Raw genomic sequence first — 21,649 nt, forward strand, 5'->3', positions numbered from 1 at the left:
TTCGTGTATTTTTAAGGTGATACAAAGATTTCTTTACGTCCTCAAATATAACGAAAAATGAATAGTTGTCTGCATAAACTGCTGATTTTTTGTGGGAATCATTTGCAATCCAAGGGGATGATGCCTAAATGGATGGCCTTCAGTACAAGATCGACGGCATTTTTGGCTTCCAGCTTGCTCATGAGGCTTTTACGGTGTGATTCGATGGTGTTGCCGGATACATGGAGCAGATCCGCAATTTCTCTCGTATTATATCCTTTGGCAATAGCTTGCAGCACTTCCATCTCTCGTAACGTAAGCTGTTCCTTCAGTTGCTCTTCTGCTTGCAGACGGTTTAAAATAGATTTGAATCGTTTGCAGAGGTAGTTTCCGCCTTTCAGAATGGTCTGGATGGCCAATGTGAGTTCGTGGATATCGGCCGATTTTAATATGGCTCCGTGGATAGGAGATTTGGTCAGTCTTTTAAGTATCCATATCTCTTCGTGCATGGTATTGATCAGAATCCGGGCGTCTGGATATTTTTGTTGGATTTTTTCTATCAGGTCGAATCCGTTGGTATCAGGCAGTTCCACATCCAGCACATACAGATTGAAAGGTTGTCTGTTTATCAGTGACAGGGCTTCTGCGCCTGAAGAGGCGGTGCACACCTTATCTATTTCTGACATCTGTGAGATGACATGTCGGATACCTTGCAATATAAGGCTATGGTCATCGACTAATAGGATATTTGCTTTTGTGCCTGTCATGCGGATATTTTTATATTGCAAAGAAAAAGAGATTCATTGAAACGCATCTCACCGGAAACCGTGATTTTTTCCATGGAGGTGTACTTGGATATGCATGCTTATTTGTTTTCCCTGGGTTTTCAGTTCATAATTTCCTCCTATTGTTTTCAGACGGTCATGGATGGTGCGTAGTCCAATACCTTTGGCGGGCTCTGTCGGCTGCTCCCATTGTCCGTCGTGTTGTACGTCGATACGCAGTTCTCCGTCCTGTTCATTCAGCTGAATGTGGATGAAGCTTGCATGAGCATGTTTCAACACATTGCCGATTGTTTCTTGCAGGATGCGGTAGATTTCATATCCGATATATTCTGAGATATGCAACCAGTTGATTTGCGGATGGGGTACGTAGTGGATGATAACCCCGGATATCTCTTGCATTTTGGAGAAATAATCGGCCAGCATTTCGTTTAAATTGGCAAACTGGAAGTTAGGGGGCATCAGTTCATGAGAGATGGCTCGTACACTGCTCCGTATCTCTTCCAAAGTGTGGAGAGTGAATATCTTGAGTGCTTCCGAAGAGGTCTGTTGCTGTATCTGCAGGATGGCTCCTAACAGGTCGTTGCATACGCCGTCGTGTAGGTCTTTGGCCAGCCGTTTGCGTTCGTTTTCCAGTCCTTCAATGTATTGTTGGGCGGCAACCAGTTCTGTTTCCTTTTTTTGTAATTTCCGTTTATGGAGGAGAATGAAGATCATTACCAGCAGCAGGAAGATGACACTGCTGAAATAAACCGTGTTTCGCAGACGGATTTCCTTTTCCTGCACTTGCTCTTTTTCCAAGCGGGCTATTTTCAGCTCTTTGTCACTCACCCGGAGCTTTTCGTTCAGCTCTGATAGCTCGTCCTTGATGGTTCCATTGAAGATGGAGTCTTGGTACACGCATACGTCTTGCAGGTGCTCGAATGCTTTCTGATAGTTGCCCAGCCCTTCGTAGTTGCGGGCAAGGAGGGTATGGAACTTGTCGTAGGGCACCTGCGTCTGAATCAAGGGATTGTCGGTTAGTATTTGGAGACTTTTCTGATATTCTCCTATCCATTGGTAAAGACTGGCCTGTGTGCTGTAGAATTCAAGAGCGGTCGGACTGTTTCGAGGTATTTGCCGGATGAGTTCTTCTCCTTTTCGCAAGACCGTCCGGACGGAATCTTTCTTGTTCCATAACTGATAGGTGCTGAGCAAGGGGCAAAGGGAGCCCATAGCCAGCAAAGGTTGCTGGATGGCCAGAGCCTTGTGAATATTGGTCTTAAGGATGTGGCATGCTTCCTCGTATTTCCCCAGTTTACTATAGCTGGCGCCGACGAGGCTGTTGGCGTAGAGTTCCATGAGTTCATCGTGGGCTTTCCGGGCATACTCGGCTGACAGAAGGCCTTGTGTCAATGCTTCTTCATACCGCTTGTGGAGATGGTAAAGTACTCCAATGTTGTAATAGGTAGAAGACACGTCTTCTGGCTTCCCAGCTTTTTTACAGAAATCAATGGCTCGGTTATAATGATATACAGCAGAATCGAACATTCCTAATTTCCGATAGCAGACCCCGATGGAAGATTCTACGACTCCTTCCAGATCGTATTGTCTTTCCTTAAGTTTGCATGCATGGGCAGCAACGGTTTTAAATGTTTCTTTGGCTTGTTCCATTTTGCCCTCCATGAACCAGTAATTGGCCAAGGAGTTAACCAGTTGCAGATAGCCTTCCTCGTGGAATGCAGGTTGCGGATAAAGAGCAAGTCCTTTTTGCAGATAATGGTACGACGAATCGTGGTTCAAAGTCTCATACTCTGCTCCGAGTGACTGATATAATTCAGTCAGTTTTTCCCGTGAAGTTTGTTGCTTTTCAGCTAATTGGATTTGCTGTTTCAGGCTGTCGATGGTGCCGGTCTCTGTTTGTGCATGAAGGCATGCAGTGGCTCCCCATAACATGATTAGGAGCGAGAAGACTGTTCTTTTCATGAGAATGGTGTTGGTGACTTGTCTAAAATAAATCCTTTTTGTGGAATTTACAAGAAAATTTGTAGGAAATCTTGTGCTGGCGAATGACAAGACGATTGATGGTGTGAAAAGGGCATGAATAATTATTCGTATAGTCTGCAGCGTTGTGGAATCCTATCCTGCCCAGTTTTCACGGTCCAGGTTGCGGTAGCTGATGGCTTCGGCCAGGTGCTCAGGGCGAATGTCAGAACAGTTCTCCAGGTCGGCGATGGTACGGGAGACTTTCAGAATGCGGTCGTATGCGCGGGCGGAAAGGTTCAGGCGGTTCATGGCGGCTCGTAAAAGATTCAGACCGGATGCGTCAGGTTGGGCATAGCGATGCAACAGCTTGGGCGTCATCTGGGCATTGCTGTAGATGCCTGGTTGGTCGGCAAAGCGCTGGGCTTGTATTTGTCTGGCGCGGATCACCCTTTCCCGGATGGCGGCGCTGCTTTCACTGGGGGTATTCTTGGCTATTTCTTCAAAGGGTACAGGTACAATTTCTACTTGGATGTCGATACGGTCGAGCAGAGGGCCCGAAATTTTGTTCAGGTAGCGCTGTACTTGTCCTGGAGTGCATACGCAGGGACGTGTCGGATGGTTATAATAGCCACATGGGCAGGGATTCATGGACGCGATAAGTTGGAAATTCGCCGGATATTCCAAGGTATATTTGGCTCTTGAAATGGTGATTCGGTGGTCTTCCAGCGGTTGTCGGAGTACTTCCAGTACACTGCGGCTGAATTCTGGGAGCTCGTCAAGAAACAACACTCCGTTGTGGGCCAGACTGATTTCTCCGGGTTGAGGCGTGGCTCCTCCTCCCACCATGGCCACTTGTGAGATGGTATGGTGTGGGCTGCGAAACGGTCGGGTCGCAATAAGGGAAGAACCTTTCTTCAGCTTCCCGGCTACCGAATGAATTTTCGTGGTTTCCAGACTTTCTCCCAAGGAAAGAGGGGGGAGGATGCTGGGCAGGCGTTTGGCCATCATGGATTTCCCGCTTCCAGGGGCTCCGATGAGCAGTACATTGTGCCCACCGGCAGCAGCTACTTCAAGGGCCCGTTTCACATTCTCCTGTCCTTTTACTTCAGCAAAATCGAACGGGAAAGTAGACTGATGTTTATAGAATTCTTCTCGGGTGTGTACAATGGTGGGTTGTAAGGTGCATGTACCGTTCAGGAAATCGACTACTTCTGTGATTCGTTTCACGCCATAGACGGTCAGGTTGTTTACGACCGCTGCTTCCGAAGCATTCTGTTGTGGCAGAATGATGCCTTTAAATCCTTGTTGGCGGGCGGCGATGGCAATGGGGAGGGCCCCTTTGATGGGTTGCAGGCTGCCGTCCAAGCTCAGTTCTCCTATAATCAGATAATCTGCCAGGTGTTCAGCTGAGATGGTTTCATTGGCCGCCAGAATGCCGATGGCCAGTGGAAGGTCATACGAAGCTCCTTCTTTCCGGATGTCTGCTGGTGCCATATTGACCACAATCTGCCGTGTCGGGAATTTGTATCCGTTCACCTGCAAGGCGGATACAATTCGTTCGTGACTCTCCTTTACGGCAGAGTCGGGGAGTCCCACTAAATAAAATTTTATACCGCGGGAACAATTTACTTCAATGGTGACAATCGTCGCATCAATTCCTTGTACCGCAGCGCCGAAGAGTTTTACTAGCATTTAAGGTTATTTTAAGAGGCGTGTTATTTTTGTTCTTTGCTTTCTGCCGTCAAGGCTTCCAGCTTTTCTTCCAGTTCTTTCCCGTAAAGGTTACGTCCCAAGATTTTCCGGTTACGGTCTACCAAGACATTGAATGGAAGGTTCCCTACCTGCAGTTGCTTTAAGGCTGGGGTATTCCATCCTTTGTAGTCACAGATTTCAATCCATTGTTCATTGTCTTTTTCTGTATTTCTTAGCCATTCTGTCTTTTGGTAATCTAACGAAAAGTTGATGACTCTGAAATCTTTTTTGAGCGACCGTTGGCACAAGGCATACAAGGAATCTTTGAGGTTCAGGCTTTCTTTGTCCCAGCTGGCCCAGAAATTAAGCAAGGAATATTGTTTCTGGTTGCTGCTGCTCCATGACAGGTACTCTCCGTTTCTTTTCTTCACCGAAATGTAGTTCAGATAGGTAGTGCCGTTTTTTTCTTTGTCGGGCATTTTTTGCAATATCTCATTGAGTATTCTGCAGTCTTTTACTTTCCCGCTCAGAGGCTCGGCCAGCTTAGCAATGAGAGTTAGGTCAGGTTGTTCGGTCTGGCTGAAATATTGCCACAAGATATAGGCAGAGGCATATGAGGCCGGATGATTTTGAATGAATGTTTGTGCCTGCCGTCTGATTTGGACCTGATCTTTGAGAGTTTGAATACTCTGCCGGAATTCCTGGAGTTCGTTATTGGGACCGTCACCCTGAATTTCTGGGTGGGTGAAGTTTCCTTTTAGAGAAACTTGCCAGCCTTTGTCGGCAAAAATGGGTATTATTTTTCCTGAATCGTTGACCAGGCGGAAGGTGCTTATCGTATCAGGGGTAAAGGTATAAATGAACTTGCCGTCTCTTGGGTAGATGGTGTCCAGCTTGGCTTCCGGGTCATCATGGACCACTAAAATCATGGTGGAAGTAAAGCCTTCCAGTTCGCCTTTCAGTTCAAATTCTTGGTTTTGTTTACAAGAATCCAGACAGAACAGCAGATAGACTGAAAAGAGAAGCAAGTATAATTTTTTCATAAACGGAATTTTATTTATGCGAAAATACATATTTTCATCCTATAATCTTGCATGTTTTTCCTATTCTTTCCGGTCAGGCCATAAAAAAACCGGAATCACTTGAAGTGACTCCGGTTCTTGAATTGTAATTTATTGGATTACTTAATTTCGTTTGTATATTTTGCAAATTCGCGGTCGTTCTGAGCTTTAGCAGCCAAAGTAGCATCCTGCTGTTTTACTTTGTCCATGCTGCTCTTAACCAAGTCAGCGTTGTTTGTTCTAGCACCTACAATAGCCATCAGGTAGTTAGTGTAAGCGTCCGGGTTCTTCACTGCAGACAGAGTAGATTTAGCTTTGTTGTAGTCTTTAGCCAAGATCTGAGCCAAAGCAGCTGAGTTAGTCTTAGTGTCACCGAATGCCTGTACAGCGCGGTCATACTGACCTTGTTTGATGTACAAGTTACCCAGAGCTTCGTTAGCAGTGTTAGCACCAGTTGACTTGCTCAAGTAAGTTTCAGCGTTAGCTACATTACCCTTAGTCAATTCAATCAAACCAAGGTTAGTGTTTACTTCAGCAGCGTTAGCGCTCTTGCTTGCAGCCTGTTTGAAGTAGTTTTCAGCAGAAGCGAGGTCACCGTTAGCGTAAGCCATCATACCCAAGTTGTTGTAAGCACGATAGTCGTTCGGATACAATTCTACAGTTTTCTTGTAGATAGCTTCTTTACGAGCGTTGTCGTTAGTCAGAGTAGCAGCATACAGCAATTCTTCGTTGCTCAATACCTTAGCGTCAGTATCAAATGCAGCGTTGATTTCTTCGTCGCTACGTCCGATTACATCGTAGTTAGCAGTCAAGCGAGCACGACGCAACTGCGGCAGGATTTCGTCAGCCAAAGTCTTGTAAACTGAAGAAATGTTCTTGATTTCAGTTTCGCGCTGTTCCGGATCGCTGTACATAGAAAGCACACGCAAGATCAGGTCTTTATCCTGGATGTTTGATTTAGAAACCAATTCCTGGAAACCATCCCAGTCCTGAGCAGTGTATTTAGTATCGACTTCAGTTTCAATCTTACCTTTCTTCAACTGCTGGTTCATATACTTTTCAGTATTGTTCTGACGATTTTCAGCCAGTGTAGTGTTCAGTTCAACACCACCATCAGGTGAAGCGTAAGCAGAAATTTCGATGTTGTTCAGCTTGTAGTTCTTAGTGTCACCAGCTACAGTAACCACTTGTTTGTGGAATGCTTTCAAGCTGTCTGACTTCAATTCGCTGGCACGCAGGTTAGCTTGCTGGATCAAGAACATGATCTGAGCTTCTTTAGCCTGTTTGATGATACGCTGGAATGCATCCGGAGCGTAAGCAGCGTTAGCTGAGTTTACAGTCGGAAGTTCTGAAGTAGCGATTACACCATCAGCAATCTTTACAGAAGGAATAGTGTATTCTTTGCTACCTTTCTTGATTTTGAAATCCAAGTAAAGTTCAGATTTAGCCATTTCAGGAACATAGTCGAAAACGGCCTTCATTGTATAAGTACCACCAGTCTTGTAAGAGATAGTCTGGTCGTTACCTTGTACTTTTTCACCCTGGAATGTAGCCGGCTGACCTTTAGCTTCGCCGCCATCCCATCTCAAAACCGGAGTGACTTCTACAGTTGCGTTTTTCTTGAAGTATTTTTCCGGGAATTTACCTGTAATGGTTACAGGCACCTTACCACCAATAGCTTCCAACACTTCAGGGTTGGTTGTGAAGTAGTCAGGAGACAATTCGCCCATCTTGCTACATGAAGAGAAAGCAAGGACTAACAATGCCACTAACGGCAAATACAACTTCTTAATCATGATGTTAAATATTTAGTTTGTATAAATGAATAATTCCATTCATATTTGGGGCAAAGATAAGAAAAACTCCCTTATGTGTTAATCTTTATCCGTTTTTTTTTGAAGAATCATTGGGAAAAAAGCTTAAAAAGTGGGGATTTTATTCATTTTTATGTAAATTACGCGGGTGATGCTCCAGGATTTCCTGCCGCAGCCGTCTGCGGTCGAGGTGCGTGTAGATTTCAGTGGTACCGATACTTTCATGCCCCAGCATGCATTGGATGGCCCGCAGGTTGGCTCCTCCTTCCAGCAGATGGGTAGCAAATGAGTGGCGGAAGGTGTGTGGGCTGATGGCCTTTTTCAGTCCGATTTGTGCGGCCAGTTCCTTGATGATGTGAAATACCATGATGCGGGAGATATTCTTCCCGAACCGGCTGATGAACACGAAGTCCTCGTAGCCTGACTTGATAAGTCCTTGGTTTCGGTCGGCGAAATATAATTCCAGTTCATGGATGGCGCGTGAAGAAATAGGTACCAGTCGTTGCTTGCTGCCTTTTCCTTCCACCCGGATGAATTTTTCCTTCAGGTACAAATCCGAAAGCTTGAGGTTACATAATTCTGATACACGCAGTCCGCAGCTGTAGAGGGTTTCCAAGATGGCCCGGTTGCGTTGTCCCTCGCGTGAGGTACGGTCGATGGCCCCTATCAGATTGTCAATTTCTTCTACGCTCAGCACATCGGGCAGATGCTTGCCTATCTGCGGTGACTCCAGCAATTCGGACGGGTCTTGTTCGAGGTATCCGTCGAGTACCAGAAAGCGGAAAAAGGAGCGGATGCCCGACAGGATCCGGGCCTGTGAGCGGGGATGGATGCCGATGTCGCGAAGTCCGGCCGAGAACGTCTCCAGGTTTTCCAGTGTGACGTCGCTGAAGTCGATGCCTTCCAGTTCCAGGAAGGCAAACAGCTTGTCCAAATCCGTGAGATAGGCCTCTACCGTATTGGCTGAGAGTGACTTTTCCAGCTTCAAGTATTGCTTATACTTTATTATTATGTTTTTTTTATCGGCCTTTTTCATTTCTTTTTCGTATCTTTGCGCCAAATTCTTCTACAAAAGTATTAAAAGTTCAGCAGAAGTAAACAGATGAAAATACAAATAATCAATGGCCCGAACATTAATCTGTTAGGCAAACGGGAGCCTTCCATTTATGGAGCAGAATCTTTTGAAAGTTATCTGGAAAAGTTAAAAGAAAAGTATCCGTCGGTTGAATTTGCGTATTACCAATCGAATGTAGAAGGGGAGCTGATCAACAAAATTCATGAAATTGGTTTTTCGTACGACGGCATTGTACTCAATGCGGGTGCTTATACCCATACTTCCATCGCTCTTCAGGATGCCATCCGTGCAGTGACTACTCCAGTCGTGGAGGTTCACATTTCGAATGTACACAAACGGGAAGAGTTTCGTCACAAATCCATGATTTCCTGCGCCTGTGTGGGCGTTATCTGCGGCTTTGGCCTGGATTCCTATCGTCTGGCCGTAGAGTCCTTTTTAGTCAATAACAAATTATAATATATTTATTATGATGCTTAAACAAACAAAGATCGTTGCGTCCATCTCGGACTTGCGCTGCGAAGTAGATTTTATCAGAGACCTTTTTAATGCAGGTATGAATGTGGTTCGTATGAATACGGCACATGCCAGCCGCGAAGGTTTCGAAAAGTTGATTAATAATGTGCGTACCGTTTCCAATCGTATCGGTATCCTGATGGACACCAAAGGACCGGAAGTGCGTACTACGGCCAGTGCGGAAGGCCCGATTGAATTCAAGACGGGTGATAAAGTACGTATTGTGGGAAAACCGGAACAGGAAACCACACGCGAATGCATTGCAGTGACTTATCCGGGATTTGTACACGACCTGTCTGTAGGTGCCAAGGTGCTGATGGACGACGGCGAACTGGAACTGGAAGTTGTTGACAAGAACGAAGATACACTGTTCTGTGAAGTGTGCAACGATGCCACACTGGGAAGTCGCAAGAGTGTGAACGTGCCGGGCGTACGCATCAACCTGCCTTCACTGACAGAAAAAGACCGCAACAATATTCTTTACGCCATCGAAAAGGACATCGACTTTATCGCTCACTCTTTCGTGCGCAACCGTCAGGATGTGTTGGACATCCGTGAGATTCTGGATGCACACCACAGCGATATCAAGATTATTGCCAAGATTGAAAACCAGGAAGGTGTAGACAACATCGACGAAATCCTGGAAGTGGCCGACGGCGTGATGGTAGCTCGTGGTGACCTGGGTATCGAAGTGCCGCAGGAACGTATCCCGGGTATCCAGCGTATCTTGATTAAGAAATGTATCCTGGCTAAGAAACCGGTCATTGTGGCTACGCAGATGCTGCACACCATGATTAACAACCCGCGTCCGACTCGTGCCGAGGTAACCGATATCGCCAATGCTATCTACTACCGTACTGATGCCCTGATGCTGAGTGGCGAAACAGCTTACGGTAAGTATCCGGTAGAAGCCGTGAAGACTATGGCGAAGATTGCAGCCCAGGCTGAAAAAGACAAAATGGAAGAAAACGATATTCCTATTCCTTTGACTCCGGCCAATACCGACGTAACCAGCTTCCTGGCTAAGCAGGCGGTACGTGCTACGAACCTGATGCCGATTCGCGCCATCATTACCGACAGCTTCAGTGGTCTGACTGCCCGTAACCTGGCTGCTTTCCGTGGCAAATATCCGGTGTTGGCTATCTGCTACAAGGAAAAAACCATGCGTCACCTGGCATTGTCATACGGTGTGGAAGCTATCTACATGCCGGAAAAGGCCAACGGACAGGAATACTACTTCACTGCTCTGCGCAAGCTGATCAACGACGGCGTGCTGTCAGAAAATGAAATGGTGGCTTACTTGAGCGGTGGTAAACAGGGAACTCACACTTCCTTCCTTGAAATCAATCAGGTGGGCGACGTGCTGAAAAGCGCAGAAGATTACGTGTTGCCCAACCGTAACCGTTACTTGTAATCATGAAAGAGACAGACGCGCTCGATGAATACATTCTTCAGCATATCGATGAAGAAAGTGACTACCTGAAAGCGCTGTACCGGGCGACGCACGTGAAACTCCTGCGTCCCCGTATGGCTTCGGGTCACTTGCAGGGAAGAATGCTGAAGATGTTCGTGCAGATGATACGTCCGAAGCAGGTGCTTGAGATAGGTACTTACAGCGGATACTCTGCACTTTGTCTGGCAGAAGGTCTGGAAGACGGAGCCATGCTCCACACTTTCGAGATCAACGACGAGCAGGAAGACTTCACCCGTCCGTGGTTGGAAAATTCCCCATATGCCGATAAAATCCGGTTTTATATCGGAGACGCTTTGCAGATGGTGCCCGAGATGGACATTGTGTTCGACCTGGCCTTTGTCGACGGGAACAAGCGTTTTTATGTGGAATACTACGAGATGATTCTAAAAAAAATGCATTCCGGCGGCTACATCATCGCCGACAACACTCTGTGGGATGGACATGTGCTCGAGGAGCCGCATCACACCGACACGCAGACCATCGGCATCAAGAAGTTCAACGACCTGGTGGCTGCTGATACACGGGTGGAGAAAGTGATCCTGCCTTTGCGCGACGGTCTGACTATCATACGTAAAAAATAAAGAAGTAATATGGAAACAACCAGACAAAACAAGATTGCCCGCCTCATTCAGAAGGAACTGAGCGAGATTTTCCTTTTGCAGACCAAGTCCATGCCGGGCGTGCTGGTTTCGGTCAGCATTGTCCGCATCAGTCCCGATATGAGTTATGCGCGTGCATACCTGAGTGTCTTCCCTTCGGAGAGAAGTGAAGAGATTGTGAAGAACATCAATGCCAACATGAAGTCCATCCGCTTTGAACTCGGTAACCGCGTACGCCATCAGTTGCGCATCATTCCGGAGCTGAAGTTCTTTGTGGACGATTCGCTGGATTATGCGGAGAAGATTGACGAATTGTTGAAGAAATAATTACATGTAAGATACGAGTAAATGCTCACAGAAGAGTGCGCGGTAGGTCCTGTAGCTTCTGTGGGTTTTTATTTTATCCATAATAAATAAGGTATAACGGTGAATTTCCCTTTTTACATAGCCCGGCGTTATTTGTTTTCCAAGAAGTCGCACAATGCCATCAATGTGATTTCCGGCATTTCGGTGTGCGGAGTGGCGTTAGCTACCCTGGCTTTGGTGTGTACCTTGTCCGTGTTCAACGGTTTTCAGGACCTGGTTTCGAATCTTTTTACCGCTTTCGATCCGGAGCTGAAAGTCGTGCCGGCTGCCGGAAAGGTGTTCGACGGACAGGACAAGTTCATTGTGGCCCTCCGGAAGATGCCCGAAGTGGCCTTGGTGTGTGAGTCGCTGGAAGACAATGCCCTGGTGCAGTATCAGGGGCGGCAGGCCATGGCGGTTATCAAGGGAATGGAAGATAATTTCACCGAGCTGACTCCGCTTGATACCATTCTTTTTGGAAAAGGAGACCTGCTGCTTCACGACGAGGTGGCGGACTATGCCATTCCCGGCGTGCAGTTGCTGGCCAATCTGGGCACCGGTATCCGTTTCCTCGACCCGCTGGAGGTGTATGCCCCCAAGCGTGGGGCCAAGGTGAACATGGCCAATCCGGCTGCCTCCTTCACCGGAGGTAATCTGTTCTCTTCCGGACTGGTGTTTGCCGTGAATCAGGAGAAATACGACGGGTCTTATATTATTACCTCTTTGCAGTTTGCCCGCAAACTGTTTCAGTACACCACCGAAGTCAGTGCCGTCAACCTGAAGCTGAAGCCGGGCACCGATGTAGATGCCTTCAAGCGCAAGTTGGAGAAACAGTTGGGTGAACGCTTCCGTGTGCTCGACCGTTACGAACAGCAGGCCGATACGTTCCGCATCATGAAAATCGAGAAATTCATTTCCTATCTCTTTCTCACCTTTATCCTGATGATTGCCTGTTTCAATGTCATCGGTTCCCTGTCCATGCTCATCATCGACAAGCGTGACGATGTGGTCACCCTCCGCAACTTAGGTGCCAGTGATCGGCAGATTGTGCGTGTGTTTCTGTTCGAAGGGCGTTTGATTTCCTTTATCGGGGCTGTGGCAGGTATCGTGCTGGGCGTATGGCTTTGCTGGTTGCAGCAGACCTTCGGATTGATTTCACTGGGGGCTTCCGGCAGTTTCATTGTCGATGCTTATCCGGTCAGCGTACACTGGCAGGACGTGGTGCTGGTGTTTGTTACCGTGTTGGCGGTAGGCTTTCTGTCGGTGTGGTATCCGGTGCGCTACCTGAGCCGCCGTCTGCTGTCGAAATAAGCTGTCCGGTGAAAAGCACATAGATTTTGTGGGGCGCTCTTCCCTGCGTGTCCAGTTTCTTTTCCTTTACCCATTTGCTCAGGTCTTTCCAGGCCTTCGACTTCTGTAGCCCGGTCAGTTCTCCGTACTTTGTCCGTGTGATGAACGGGTACTGTTTTAGGTATTCTATGACCAGGCCCAGTCGTTCCTGTTCCGTGTAGCGTGCGGAACTTTGCTGAAACTTCCATCCGGCTTTGGCCCGTGAGAGTTCTTGTCCGCGGCATCGCTGGTTGAAGTTTTTGGCGGTGCGGAACCTCACTTTGTCAAAGCGGACACTTTGTGCATGTATCTCGCCCTCGTCGGTCACTTCCTTTTCCGTTTTCAGGTTGGCCACAGCGTAGGCCATGTGGCCTATCTCCACCGATTCCCCATGGGCGATGTAGTAAGCCGTCCATTTTTCCACTTCCTCCATCACCCCGATGACTGTGCCTTCCTTGAATCCGGAAGAACGGGCTATCTGCCGGATGATTTCACTGAAGGGTACAGCCCCTCTGGTTACGAGTTTCGGATAAAGCTTCGGGTTCTTGTCTTCGTTCTTTGTTCCCGGTACGGGAAGAAAATCATATTGTGCTTCCATGGTTTTGATGATATGTATAATTGTTTTTTATGTTTTCGCAGGCGGAAACGTAGGATTCCCGCACGGAAGACATACGTTTCTCTTGTGGAAAACGTACGTTTCCTTGGTGGGAAACATCAAAATTTCCAGTGCGAATATAAGAAGATGTGCCGAGGCTTTGTAGACTTATGTAGACCTCTGTAGACTTATGTAGACTTAATGTTGTAATTTTATGCAGAACTGGTGAGATTTGGAAGCAGGACGAGGTAGGCTAATTGGGTATAGGGATAAAAAACTCCCGATTCTCAATGAGAACCGGGAGCGGAAGTGGTGCCAACGGGAATCGAACCAGTGACACAAGGATTTTCAGTCCTTTGCTCTACCAACTGAGCTATGGCACCGTGGTTTTGCGTGTGCAAAGATAGGTCAAAAACTTGAATCTCCAAAATAAACGGGGTGAAAATGAGAAAAAATAATTTTTTATGAAAAAAATCATGTTTTCTTTTGCAGGTATTAAAAATATGTCTACCTTTGCAACCGCAAACGACAAATAAACGTTGCAATCGGAATGTAGCGCAGTTGGTAGCGCACTACGTTCGGGACGTAGGGGTCGGGCGTTCGAGTCGCCTCATTCCGACGAAGAGCGGCAGATGATTCATATCATTTGCCGCTTTTTCATACTCCTCCCCGATGTAAATAATTCAGTTATTATTTTGTGTGACATGAGATTATTTATATCTTTGCAAGTGATTGGATGAAAAGGGGAGGGGCGATTAAGCTCCTTTTTTTGTTCTTAATAGTTTATACATGATAGATAAAAACGTTGTAGCTCGGATTGTAGAGGAATGGCTGGCAGACAAAAGCTATTTCCTGGTTGACGTGAGTGTAAGTCCGGATGACAAGATTGTAGTGGAAATAGATCATGCAGAAGGCGTATGGATAGACGACTGCGTGGAATTGAGCCGTTACATCGAGTCAAAATTAAGTCGTGAAGAAGACTACGAACTGGAAGTCGGTTCAGCAGGAATCGGGCAGCCGTTTAAAGTCCTGCAGCAGTATCAGGCCCATGTGGGATGCGAGGTCGAAGTGATGGACAAGACCGGGAAAAAGTGGACCGGTGTGCTGGCAGATGCCAATGAAGAAAATTTCACGGTTACGGTGGAGGTAAAAATCAAGCCGGAAGGCGCTAAGCGTCCGAAGCTGGTGGAGCAGAATGTAACCTTTACGTATGATGAGATAAAATACACCAAATACTTAATTAGCTTTAAATAATTATGGCCAAAAAAGAAGAAACTGTCAGCTTGGTTGACACATTCTCGGAATTTAAGGAGTTGAAGAATATCGACCGCACTACTATGGTGAGCGTATTGGAAGAGTCATTCCGTAGTGTGATTGCGAAAATGTTCGGTACAGATGAGAATTATGATGTAATTGTAAATCCGGATAAGGGGGACTTTGAAATCTGGCGTAACCGTGAGGTGGTAGCGGATGACGAACTGACAAATCCGAACCTGCAAATTGCCTTGTCTGAGGCACGTAAAATCGATGCATCCTACGAAGTAGGAGAGGAAGTGACGGATGAGGTGATTTTTGAAAAATTTGGCCGTCGTGCTATCCTGAATCTTCGTCAGACTTTGGCTTCAAAGATTTTGGAGCTGGAAAAGGACAGCTTGTACAACAAGTACATTGATAAGGTGGGCACCGTAATCAGTGCGGAAGTTTACCAGATCTGGAAAAAAGAAATCCTGCTGTTGGATGATGAGGGTAACGAACTGCTGTTGCCGAAGACCGAGCAGATTCCGAGTGACTTCTACCGGAAGGGAGAAACAGCCCGTGCGGTAGTGGCCCGTGTAGATAACAAGAACAACAACCCGAAAATTATATTGAGCCGTACTTCACCTGTGTTCTTGCAACGTCTGTTTGAACAGGAAGTTCCGGAAATCAACGACGGACTGATTACCATCAAGAAGATTGCCCGTATCCCGGGTGAACGTGCCAAGATTGCGGTAGAATCATATGACGAACGTATCGATCCGGTAGGTGCTTGTGTCGGTGTGAAAGGTTCTCGTATCCATGGCATCGTCCGTGAGTTGCGCAACGAAAATATCGACGTAATCAACTATACATCCAATATCCAGCTGTTCATTCAGCGTGCCTTGAGCCCGGCTAAGGTATCGTCTATCGTCATGCACGAAGATGAGAAGAGAGCCGAAGTCTATCTGAAACCGGAAGAAGTTTCATTGGCTATCGGTAAGGGCGGATTGAACATCAAGTTGGCTAGCATGCTGACAGAGTATACCATCGATGTATATCGTGAGCTGGGTGAAGATGCGGGTACCGACGAGGATATCTACCTGGACGAATTTAAGGATGAAATTGACGAATGGGTCATCAACGCCATTAAGGGTATCGGCATTGATACAGCGAAAGGGGTATTGAACGCTCCTCGTGAGATGCTGATTGAAAAAGCAGACCTGGAAGAAAATACGGTGGATGATGTCCTGAGAATTTTGAAAGCAGAGTTTGAGGAATAACGCTTTGAGGCGGTAAACAGGGGAGAATGGGGCTCCATTCTCGTCTGCTTATTTATCTGTGACTGATATAATATTTTCCCCTGAACTCTATTAAAAAGTGATGAATTATGACTATAAGATTGAATAAAGTAACAAGAGATTTGAATGTCGGAATAACCACGGTGGTAGACTTTTTGCAGAAAAAAGGATATACGGTCGAGGCTAATCCAAATACGAAAATTACGGAGGAGCAGTATGCTGTACTGGTGAAAGAGTTCAGCAAGGACAAAGATTTGAAAATAGAGTCGGAGAAAATTATTCAGGAACGGCAAAATAAGGATCGTAACAAGGCTTCTGTTTCTATTGAAGACATCCATCCGGAGCTGAAAAAGCCGGAGGTGATAGAAACAGTGGTTCCAGAAGATGTGCGGCCTAAATTCAAGCCTGTGGGAAAAATAGACTTGGATACTCTGAAAAGGAAGAAGAAACCGGCTGTGGTTGAGCCTGCTGAAGTTCCTGCATCGCAGGAAGGGCCAGCTAAGCCAGAACCTGAGAATAAAGACCCTGAGGTGAAGGAAGTAGAAACTAAAAAGGAAAATGTAGCTTCACAGCAGCCTCAGACAGTAGAGAAAGAAGAAACGAAACAGCCGGAGTTAAAGGCAGAAGAATTGAAACCAGAGCCGATGGAAGAAGAAAAAAAGCAACAATCCGTTCAGGAAAACAAAGAAGACGAAGTATTTAAAATTCGCCCGACAGAATTTAAATCAAAGATTAATGTAGTAGGCCAGATTGATTTGGCTGCATTGAACCAGTCAACCCGCCCGAGAAAGAAATCGAAGGAGGAGAAGAAGAAAGAGAGAGAGGAAAAAGATAAGTTGCGTCAGGAACAGCGCAAGCAGATGAAAGATGCCATTATCAAGGAAATCCGAAAGAGTGATGACAAAACGACTGATAAGGGTGCCCTGAACGATGAGGCTTCGAAAAAGAAAAAACGGAACCGGATTAACAAAGAACGAGTGGATATCAACAATCCTTCGGTGAATGTAGGAGGCGCTTCTCGCAACGAGAAGAGCGGAAGACCGAACCAGGCTCAGGCTCAAGGTGGAAAGCATAACAAGGACCGTTTTAAAAAGCCGGTAGTAAAACAGGAGGTCAGCGACGAAGATGTAGCCAGACAGGTGAAGGAAACGCTTGCCCGCCTGACCAATAAAGGAAAGAACAAGGCTGCCAAGTACCGTAAGGAAAAACGCGAAAATATCCAGAACCGTCAGCTGGAACAGGAAGAACTGGAACAGGAAGAAAGCAAGGTATTGAAGCTTACGGAATTCGTAACGGCCAACGAGCTGGCCAACATGATGGACGTACCTGTTACTCAGGTTATTTCTACCTGTATGAGTGTCGGTATCATGGTTTCCATCAACCAGCGTCTGGATGCGGAAACCATCAACCTGGTAGCTGAAGAATTTGGATTTAAGACAGAATATGTGAGTGCGGATGTGGCACAGGCCGTAGAAGAGGAGGCTGATGCAGAAGAAGATTTGCAGCCGCGTGCGCCGATTGTTACCGTGATGGGACACGTAGACCATGGTAAGACTTCTTTGCTGGACTACATCCGTAAGGCGAATGTGATTGCCGGTGAGGCCGGTGGTATTACGCAGCATATCGGTGCCTATAACGTGAAATTGGAAGACGGACGACGCATTACCTTCCTGGATACTCCGGGACACGAAGCGTTTACGGCCATGCGTGCCCGTGGTGCGAAGGTGACCGACGTGGTTATCATCATTGTGGCTGCCGATGACAATGTGATGCCGCAGACCAAAGAGGCCATCAACCATGCCATGGCAGCAGGAGTGCCTATCGTGTTTGCCATCAATAAGATTGATAAACCGAATGCCAATCCGGACCGAATCAAGGAAGAATTGGCTTCCATGAACTTCCTGGTGGAAGAATGGGGCGGTAAATACCAGTCACAAGATATTTCAGCCAAGAAGGGTACAGGTGTACACGAATTGCTGGAAAAAGTATTGCTGGAAGCGGAAATGTTGGATTTGAAAGCCAACCCGAACCGCAAGGCTACGGGTTCTATCATCGAATCTTCTTTGGACAAAGGACGTGGTTATGTAGCTACGGTACTGGTTTCCAACGGAACCTTGCATGTAGGTGATATCGTGCTGGCAGGAACTTCATACGGTAAGGTGAAGGCCATGTTCAACGAACGTAACCAGCGGATGAAAGAGGCCGGTCCTTCTGAACCGGTACTGATTTTGGGATTGAACGGTGCGCCGGCTGCCGGTGATACGTTCCATGTATTGGATACAGAGCAGGAAGCCCGTGAAATTGCCAACAAGCGTGAGCAGTTGCAGCGTGAACAAGGTTTGCGTACCCAGAAGATGCTGACCCTTGATGAAGTAGGCCGTCGTTTGGCTTTGGGTGACTTCCACGAACTGAATGTCATTGTGAAAGGTGACGTGGACGGTTCTGTAGAAGCCTTGAGCGACTCGTTGATTAAACTGTCTACCGAACAGATTCAGGTCAATGTCATCCACAAAGGTGTGGGACAGATTTCCGAATCGGATGTGTCATTGGCTGCCGCTTCCAATGCCATTATCGTAGGTTTCCAGGTTCGTCCGTCAGGAAATGCCGCGAAACTGGCAGAGCAGGAAGGTGTGGATATCCGTAAGTATTCTATTATTTACGATGCCATTGAAGAAGTGAAGTCGGCCATGGAAGGTATGTTGGCCCCGACGTTGAAAGAACAGGTGACTGCCACCATCGAAGTGCGCGAGGTGTTCAACATCAGCAAGGTGGGTATGGTTGCCGGTGCGGTAGTAAAGACCGGAAAGGTAAAACGTACAGACAAGGCTCGCTTGATTCGCGACGGTATTGTAATCTTTACAGGTTCCATCAACGCCCTGAAACGTTTCAAGGACGATGTGAAGGAAGTCGGTACTAACTTTGAATGTGGTATCAGCTTGACGAATTGCAACGACCTGAAGGTGGGTGATGTGATTGAAACTTACGAAGAAGTGGAAGTAAAACAGACATTGTAAGGACATACGTCTGACCATTGTTTGGGTGCAAATAAATACATTTGTCATTCAGAGCAAAGCGAAGAATCTTGTATTCACCCATCAGGATGGGCACAAGTTCTTCGCTTTGTCTTTTGATAGATGCGGTGGAAGAATGGAAACACTTGACTGGATCATCGTAGCGGTGCTGGCCATGGGAGCCGTTTCAGGTTTCATGAAAGGCTTGCTCAAGCAACTGGCTTCCATGGTAGGACTGGTGGCCGGCTTGCTGGTGGCGCGTGCTTTGTTTGCCAGTTTGGGTGAACAACTGGCCGTGAAAGTAGGAACTTCCGTGACGGTAGGGCAGATACTGGCCTTTCTGCTGATTGGGCTGGTGGTGCCGCTGGTATTGTCTGTGGTCGCTTCCACATTGACTAAAATCGTAGACAGGGTAAGTCTTGGATTTGTCAACCGCTGGCTGGGTGCCGGACTGGGTGCGTTGAAATATGCGCTGTTAGTCAGTGTCGTGATTCATTTTATCGATTTTGCCGACTCTAAAGATAACTTAATACATTCAACCACTAAGGGAAGTTCATTGTTGTATTATCCGGTAAAGGACCTCTCGGGATTCTTTTATCCGGTGGTAGAAAACCTAAAAGAGAAATTTATAGAAACAGATAATAATCAGATTTGATATGCAATTAGAACCCAACAAATATGTGAAGGAACTGACGCAGGAGAAGTACAAGTATGGCTTCACTACGGACGTACACACAGATATCATAGAGAAGGGACTGAACGAGGATGTCGTGCGGCTGATCTCTTCCAAGAAGGGAGAACCCGACTGGCTGCTTGAGTTCCGTTTGAAAGCGTTCCGCTACTGGCAGACGCTGGAGATGCCTACATGGGCGCATTTGAATATTCCGGAGATAGATTATCAGGCCATTTCATATTATGCCGATCCGACCAAGAAAAAAGACGGGCCGAAGAGCATGGATGAGGTGGATCCGGAGCTGTTGAAAACATTTGACAAGCTGGGTATTCCTTTGGAAGAACGTATGGCACTGAGCGGCATGGCGGTGGATGCGGTCATGGACTCCGTGTCTGTAAAGACCACTTTCAAGGAGACTTTGATGGAGAAAGGTATTATCTTCTGTTCCATCAGTGAGGCAGTCCGTGAGCATCCGGATTTGGTGAAGAAATACCTGGGCTCGGTAGTAGGTTACCGGGATAATTTCTTTGCGGCATTGAACTCGGCAGTATTCAGCGACGGTTCGTTTGTATACATTCCGAAAGGGGTGCGCTGTCCGATGGAACTTTCAACGTATTTCCGTATCAATGCGGCCAATACGGGACAGTTTGAACGTACGCTGATTGTGGCCGATGATGATAGTTACGTGTCTTATCTGGAAGGTTGTACGGCGCCGATGCGTGATGAGAACCAGCTTCATGCAGCCATCGTGGAGATTGTGGTGCTTGACCGTGCGGAAGTAAAATATTCTACCGTACAGAACTGGTATCCGGGTGATGCGGAAGGCAAAGGAGGTGTATACAACTTTGTGACCAAACGAGGTAATTGCAAAGGGGTAGACAGCAAATTGTCGTGGACGCAGGTGGAAACGGGTTCTGCCATTACATGGAAATATCCGAGCTGCATCTTGAGTGGAGATAACTCTACGGCTGAATTCTATTCTGTGGCTGTAACCAACAATTTCCAGCAGGCCGATACAGGTACCAAGATGATACACCTGGGCAAGAATACCCGTTCTACGATTGTGAGCAAGGGTATCAGTGCCGGGAAGAGCCAGAACTCTTACCGTGGTCTGGTGCGGGTATCTGAAAAGGCAGACAATGCCCGTAACTACAGCCAGTGTGATTCTTTGCTGTTGGGAAGCCAGTGTGGAGCACATACCTTCCCTTACATGGATATTCACAATGAAACGGCGGTAGTGGAGCATGAGGCGACCACTTCGAAGATTTCGGAAGACCAGATTTTCTATTGCAACCAGCGAGGAATTACTACGGAAGATGCCGTAGGACTGATTGTGAACGGTTATGCGAAGGAAGTACTTAACAAATTGCCGATGGAGTTTGCCGTAGAGGCGCAGAAATTGCTGTCTGTATCGTTGGAAGGCAGCGTGGGATAAATATAAAATCAAAATATTATGTTAGAGATAAAGAATTTACATGCCAGCATCAATGGCAAAGAGATATTGAAAGGAATTAACCTGACCGTAAAGTCGGGTGAGGTTCATGCGATTATGGGACCGAACGGTTCAGGAAAGAGTACGTTGAGCAATGTCCTGGTGGGACATCCGGCTTATGAAGTCACAAAAGGTTCGGTAACCTTCGACGGTAAGGATTTGCTGGCTTTGAGTCCAGCTGACCGTAGCCATGAAGGATTGTTCCTGTCCTTCCAGTATCCGGTGGAAATTCCGGGCGTAAGCATGGTGAACTTCATGCGTGCAGCTGTTAACGAGCAGCGGAAATATAAAGGACTGCCGGCACTGACTGCCAGCGAGTTTCTGAAGCTGATGCGTCAGAAAAGAGAAATTGTGGAACTGGACAGCAAGTTGGCCAATCGTTCTGTGAATGAAGGTTTCTCAGGTGGAGAAAAGAAACGGAATGAGATTTTCCAGATGGCCATGCTGGAACCGAAATTGAGCATCCTGGACGAAACAGACTCCGGACTGGACATTGACGCCCTGCGTATTGTGGCTGAAGGAGTGAACAAGTTGAAAACACCGGAAACCAGCTGTATCGTGATTACACACTATCAGCGTCTGCTCGACTACATCAAACCGGATATCGTGCACGTACTTTACAAGGGACGCATCGTGAAAACAGCAGGTCCTGAACTGGCACTGGAACTGGAAGAAAAAGGTTACGATTGGATTAAGAAAGAACTGGGAGAATAAGC

Annotated in this window: 18 protein-coding genes and 2 tRNA genes; 12 read left to right on the forward strand and 8 right to left on the reverse strand. The window is 46.9% G+C overall.

Going from position 1 to position 21,649, the window contains the following annotated elements:
- Positions 1-98: 98 nt before the first annotated feature.
- The 6 genes from H6A28_RS02020 to xerD all read right to left on the reverse strand — a co-directional run bounded on the left by H6A28_RS02020 (position 99) and on the right by xerD (position 8,329).
- A complete protein-coding gene (locus H6A28_RS02020) occupies positions 99-746 on the reverse strand; it encodes a response regulator (protein WP_204478680.1) in 648 nt (215 codons plus the stop codon).
- 48 nt (positions 747-794) lie between these two features.
- The gene (locus tag H6A28_RS02025; RefSeq protein ID WP_204478681.1) at positions 795-2,726 is read right to left on the reverse strand and encodes a tetratricopeptide repeat-containing sensor histidine kinase; all 1,932 of its coding nucleotides are present in this window, start codon (positions 2,724-2,726) and stop codon (positions 795-797) included.
- 153 nt (positions 2,727-2,879) lie between these two features.
- The gene (locus H6A28_RS02030) at positions 2,880-4,418 is read right to left on the reverse strand and encodes a YifB family Mg chelatase-like AAA ATPase (RefSeq protein WP_204474512.1); all 1,539 of its coding nucleotides are present in this window, start codon (positions 4,416-4,418) and stop codon (positions 2,880-2,882) included.
- 23 nt (positions 4,419-4,441) lie between these two features.
- The gene (locus H6A28_RS02035) at positions 4,442-5,461 is read right to left on the reverse strand and encodes a thioredoxin-like domain-containing protein (RefSeq protein ID WP_239465223.1); all 1,020 of its coding nucleotides are present in this window, start codon (positions 5,459-5,461) and stop codon (positions 4,442-4,444) included.
- Between the two features lie 137 nt (positions 5,462-5,598).
- Positions 5,599-7,275 carry a tetratricopeptide repeat protein gene (locus tag H6A28_RS02040; RefSeq protein WP_204478683.1) on the reverse strand — a complete coding sequence of 559 codons (1,677 nt, stop codon included), beginning with the start codon at positions 7,273-7,275 and terminating at the stop codon, positions 5,599-5,601.
- 139 nt (positions 7,276-7,414) lie between these two features.
- A complete protein-coding gene (gene xerD / locus H6A28_RS02045) occupies positions 7,415-8,329 on the reverse strand; it encodes a site-specific tyrosine recombinase XerD (RefSeq protein WP_204478684.1) in 915 nt (304 codons plus the stop codon).
- 66 nt (positions 8,330-8,395) lie between these two features.
- Between xerD and aroQ the strand changes: the two genes are divergently transcribed.
- The 5 genes from aroQ to H6A28_RS02070 all read left to right on the forward strand — a co-directional run bounded on the left by aroQ (position 8,396) and on the right by H6A28_RS02070 (position 12,610).
- Positions 8,396-8,824, forward strand: a complete 429-nt coding sequence (aroQ, locus tag H6A28_RS02050) for a type II 3-dehydroquinate dehydratase (RefSeq protein WP_204474505.1) — start codon at positions 8,396-8,398, stop codon at positions 8,822-8,824.
- Between the two features lie 10 nt (positions 8,825-8,834).
- Positions 8,835-10,295: a pyruvate kinase gene (pyk, locus tag H6A28_RS02055; protein ID WP_204478685.1), complete on the forward strand. Its 1,461-nt coding sequence runs from the start codon at positions 8,835-8,837 to the stop codon at positions 10,293-10,295.
- A 2-nt stretch (positions 10,296-10,297) separates the two neighbouring features.
- Entirely contained in the window at positions 10,298-10,936 is a 639-nt protein-coding gene (locus H6A28_RS02060) for an O-methyltransferase (protein ID WP_204478686.1), read from the forward strand.
- Between the two features lie 9 nt (positions 10,937-10,945).
- A complete protein-coding gene (gene rbfA / locus H6A28_RS02065) occupies positions 10,946-11,281 on the forward strand; it encodes a 30S ribosome-binding factor RbfA (RefSeq protein ID WP_148328260.1) in 336 nt (111 codons plus the stop codon).
- Between the two features lie 99 nt (positions 11,282-11,380).
- Positions 11,381-12,610 carry an FtsX-like permease family protein gene (locus H6A28_RS02070; protein ID WP_204474501.1) on the forward strand — a complete coding sequence of 410 codons (1,230 nt, stop codon included), beginning with the start codon at positions 11,381-11,383 and terminating at the stop codon, positions 12,608-12,610.
- On the opposite strand, the gene H6A28_RS02075 is transcribed toward H6A28_RS02070, so the two are convergent.
- A complete protein-coding gene (locus H6A28_RS02075; protein ID WP_204474500.1) occupies positions 12,534-13,226 on the reverse strand; it encodes a hypothetical protein in 693 nt (230 codons plus the stop codon). The genes H6A28_RS02070 and H6A28_RS02075 overlap by 77 nt on opposite strands.
- A 307-nt stretch (positions 13,227-13,533) precedes the next feature.
- Positions 13,534-13,606, reverse strand: a tRNA-Phe gene (locus H6A28_RS02080).
- A 163-nt stretch (positions 13,607-13,769) separates the two neighbouring features.
- Between H6A28_RS02080 and H6A28_RS02085 the strand changes: the two genes are divergently transcribed.
- From H6A28_RS02085 to sufC, 7 genes are all read left to right on the forward strand, one after another.
- A tRNA-Pro gene (locus H6A28_RS02085) sits at positions 13,770-13,842 on the forward strand.
- A 170-nt stretch (positions 13,843-14,012) separates the two neighbouring features.
- On the forward strand, positions 14,013-14,477 hold the full coding sequence (rimP, locus tag H6A28_RS02090; RefSeq protein WP_204474498.1) for a ribosome assembly cofactor RimP: 465 nt from the start codon (positions 14,013-14,015) through the stop codon (positions 14,475-14,477).
- A 2-nt stretch (positions 14,478-14,479) separates the two neighbouring features.
- On the forward strand, positions 14,480-15,739 hold the full coding sequence (gene nusA / locus H6A28_RS02095) for a transcription termination factor NusA (protein WP_204474496.1): 1,260 nt from the start codon (positions 14,480-14,482) through the stop codon (positions 15,737-15,739).
- Positions 15,740-15,846: 107 nt separating this feature from the next.
- On the forward strand, positions 15,847-18,771 hold the full coding sequence (gene infB / locus H6A28_RS02100) for a translation initiation factor IF-2 (RefSeq protein ID WP_204478687.1): 2,925 nt from the start codon (positions 15,847-15,849) through the stop codon (positions 18,769-18,771).
- A gap of 133 nt (positions 18,772-18,904) precedes the next feature.
- Entirely contained in the window at positions 18,905-19,423 is a 519-nt protein-coding gene (locus H6A28_RS02105; protein ID WP_204478688.1) for a CvpA family protein, read from the forward strand.
- Position 19,424: 1 nt separating this feature from the next.
- Positions 19,425-20,876 (forward strand): Fe-S cluster assembly protein SufB, encoded by a 1,452-nt coding sequence (gene sufB, locus H6A28_RS02110; RefSeq protein WP_204474490.1) that lies wholly within the window; start codon positions 19,425-19,427, stop codon positions 20,874-20,876.
- 18 nt (positions 20,877-20,894) lie between these two features.
- The gene (gene sufC, locus H6A28_RS02115; protein ID WP_022353307.1) at positions 20,895-21,647 is read left to right on the forward strand and encodes a Fe-S cluster assembly ATPase SufC; all 753 of its coding nucleotides are present in this window, start codon (positions 20,895-20,897) and stop codon (positions 21,645-21,647) included.
- Positions 21,648-21,649 lie beyond the last annotated feature (2 nt).

It is taken from the genome of Bacteroides mediterraneensis, assembly GCF_016900355.1.
Classification (GTDB): domain Bacteria; phylum Bacteroidota; class Bacteroidia; order Bacteroidales; family Bacteroidaceae; genus Phocaeicola.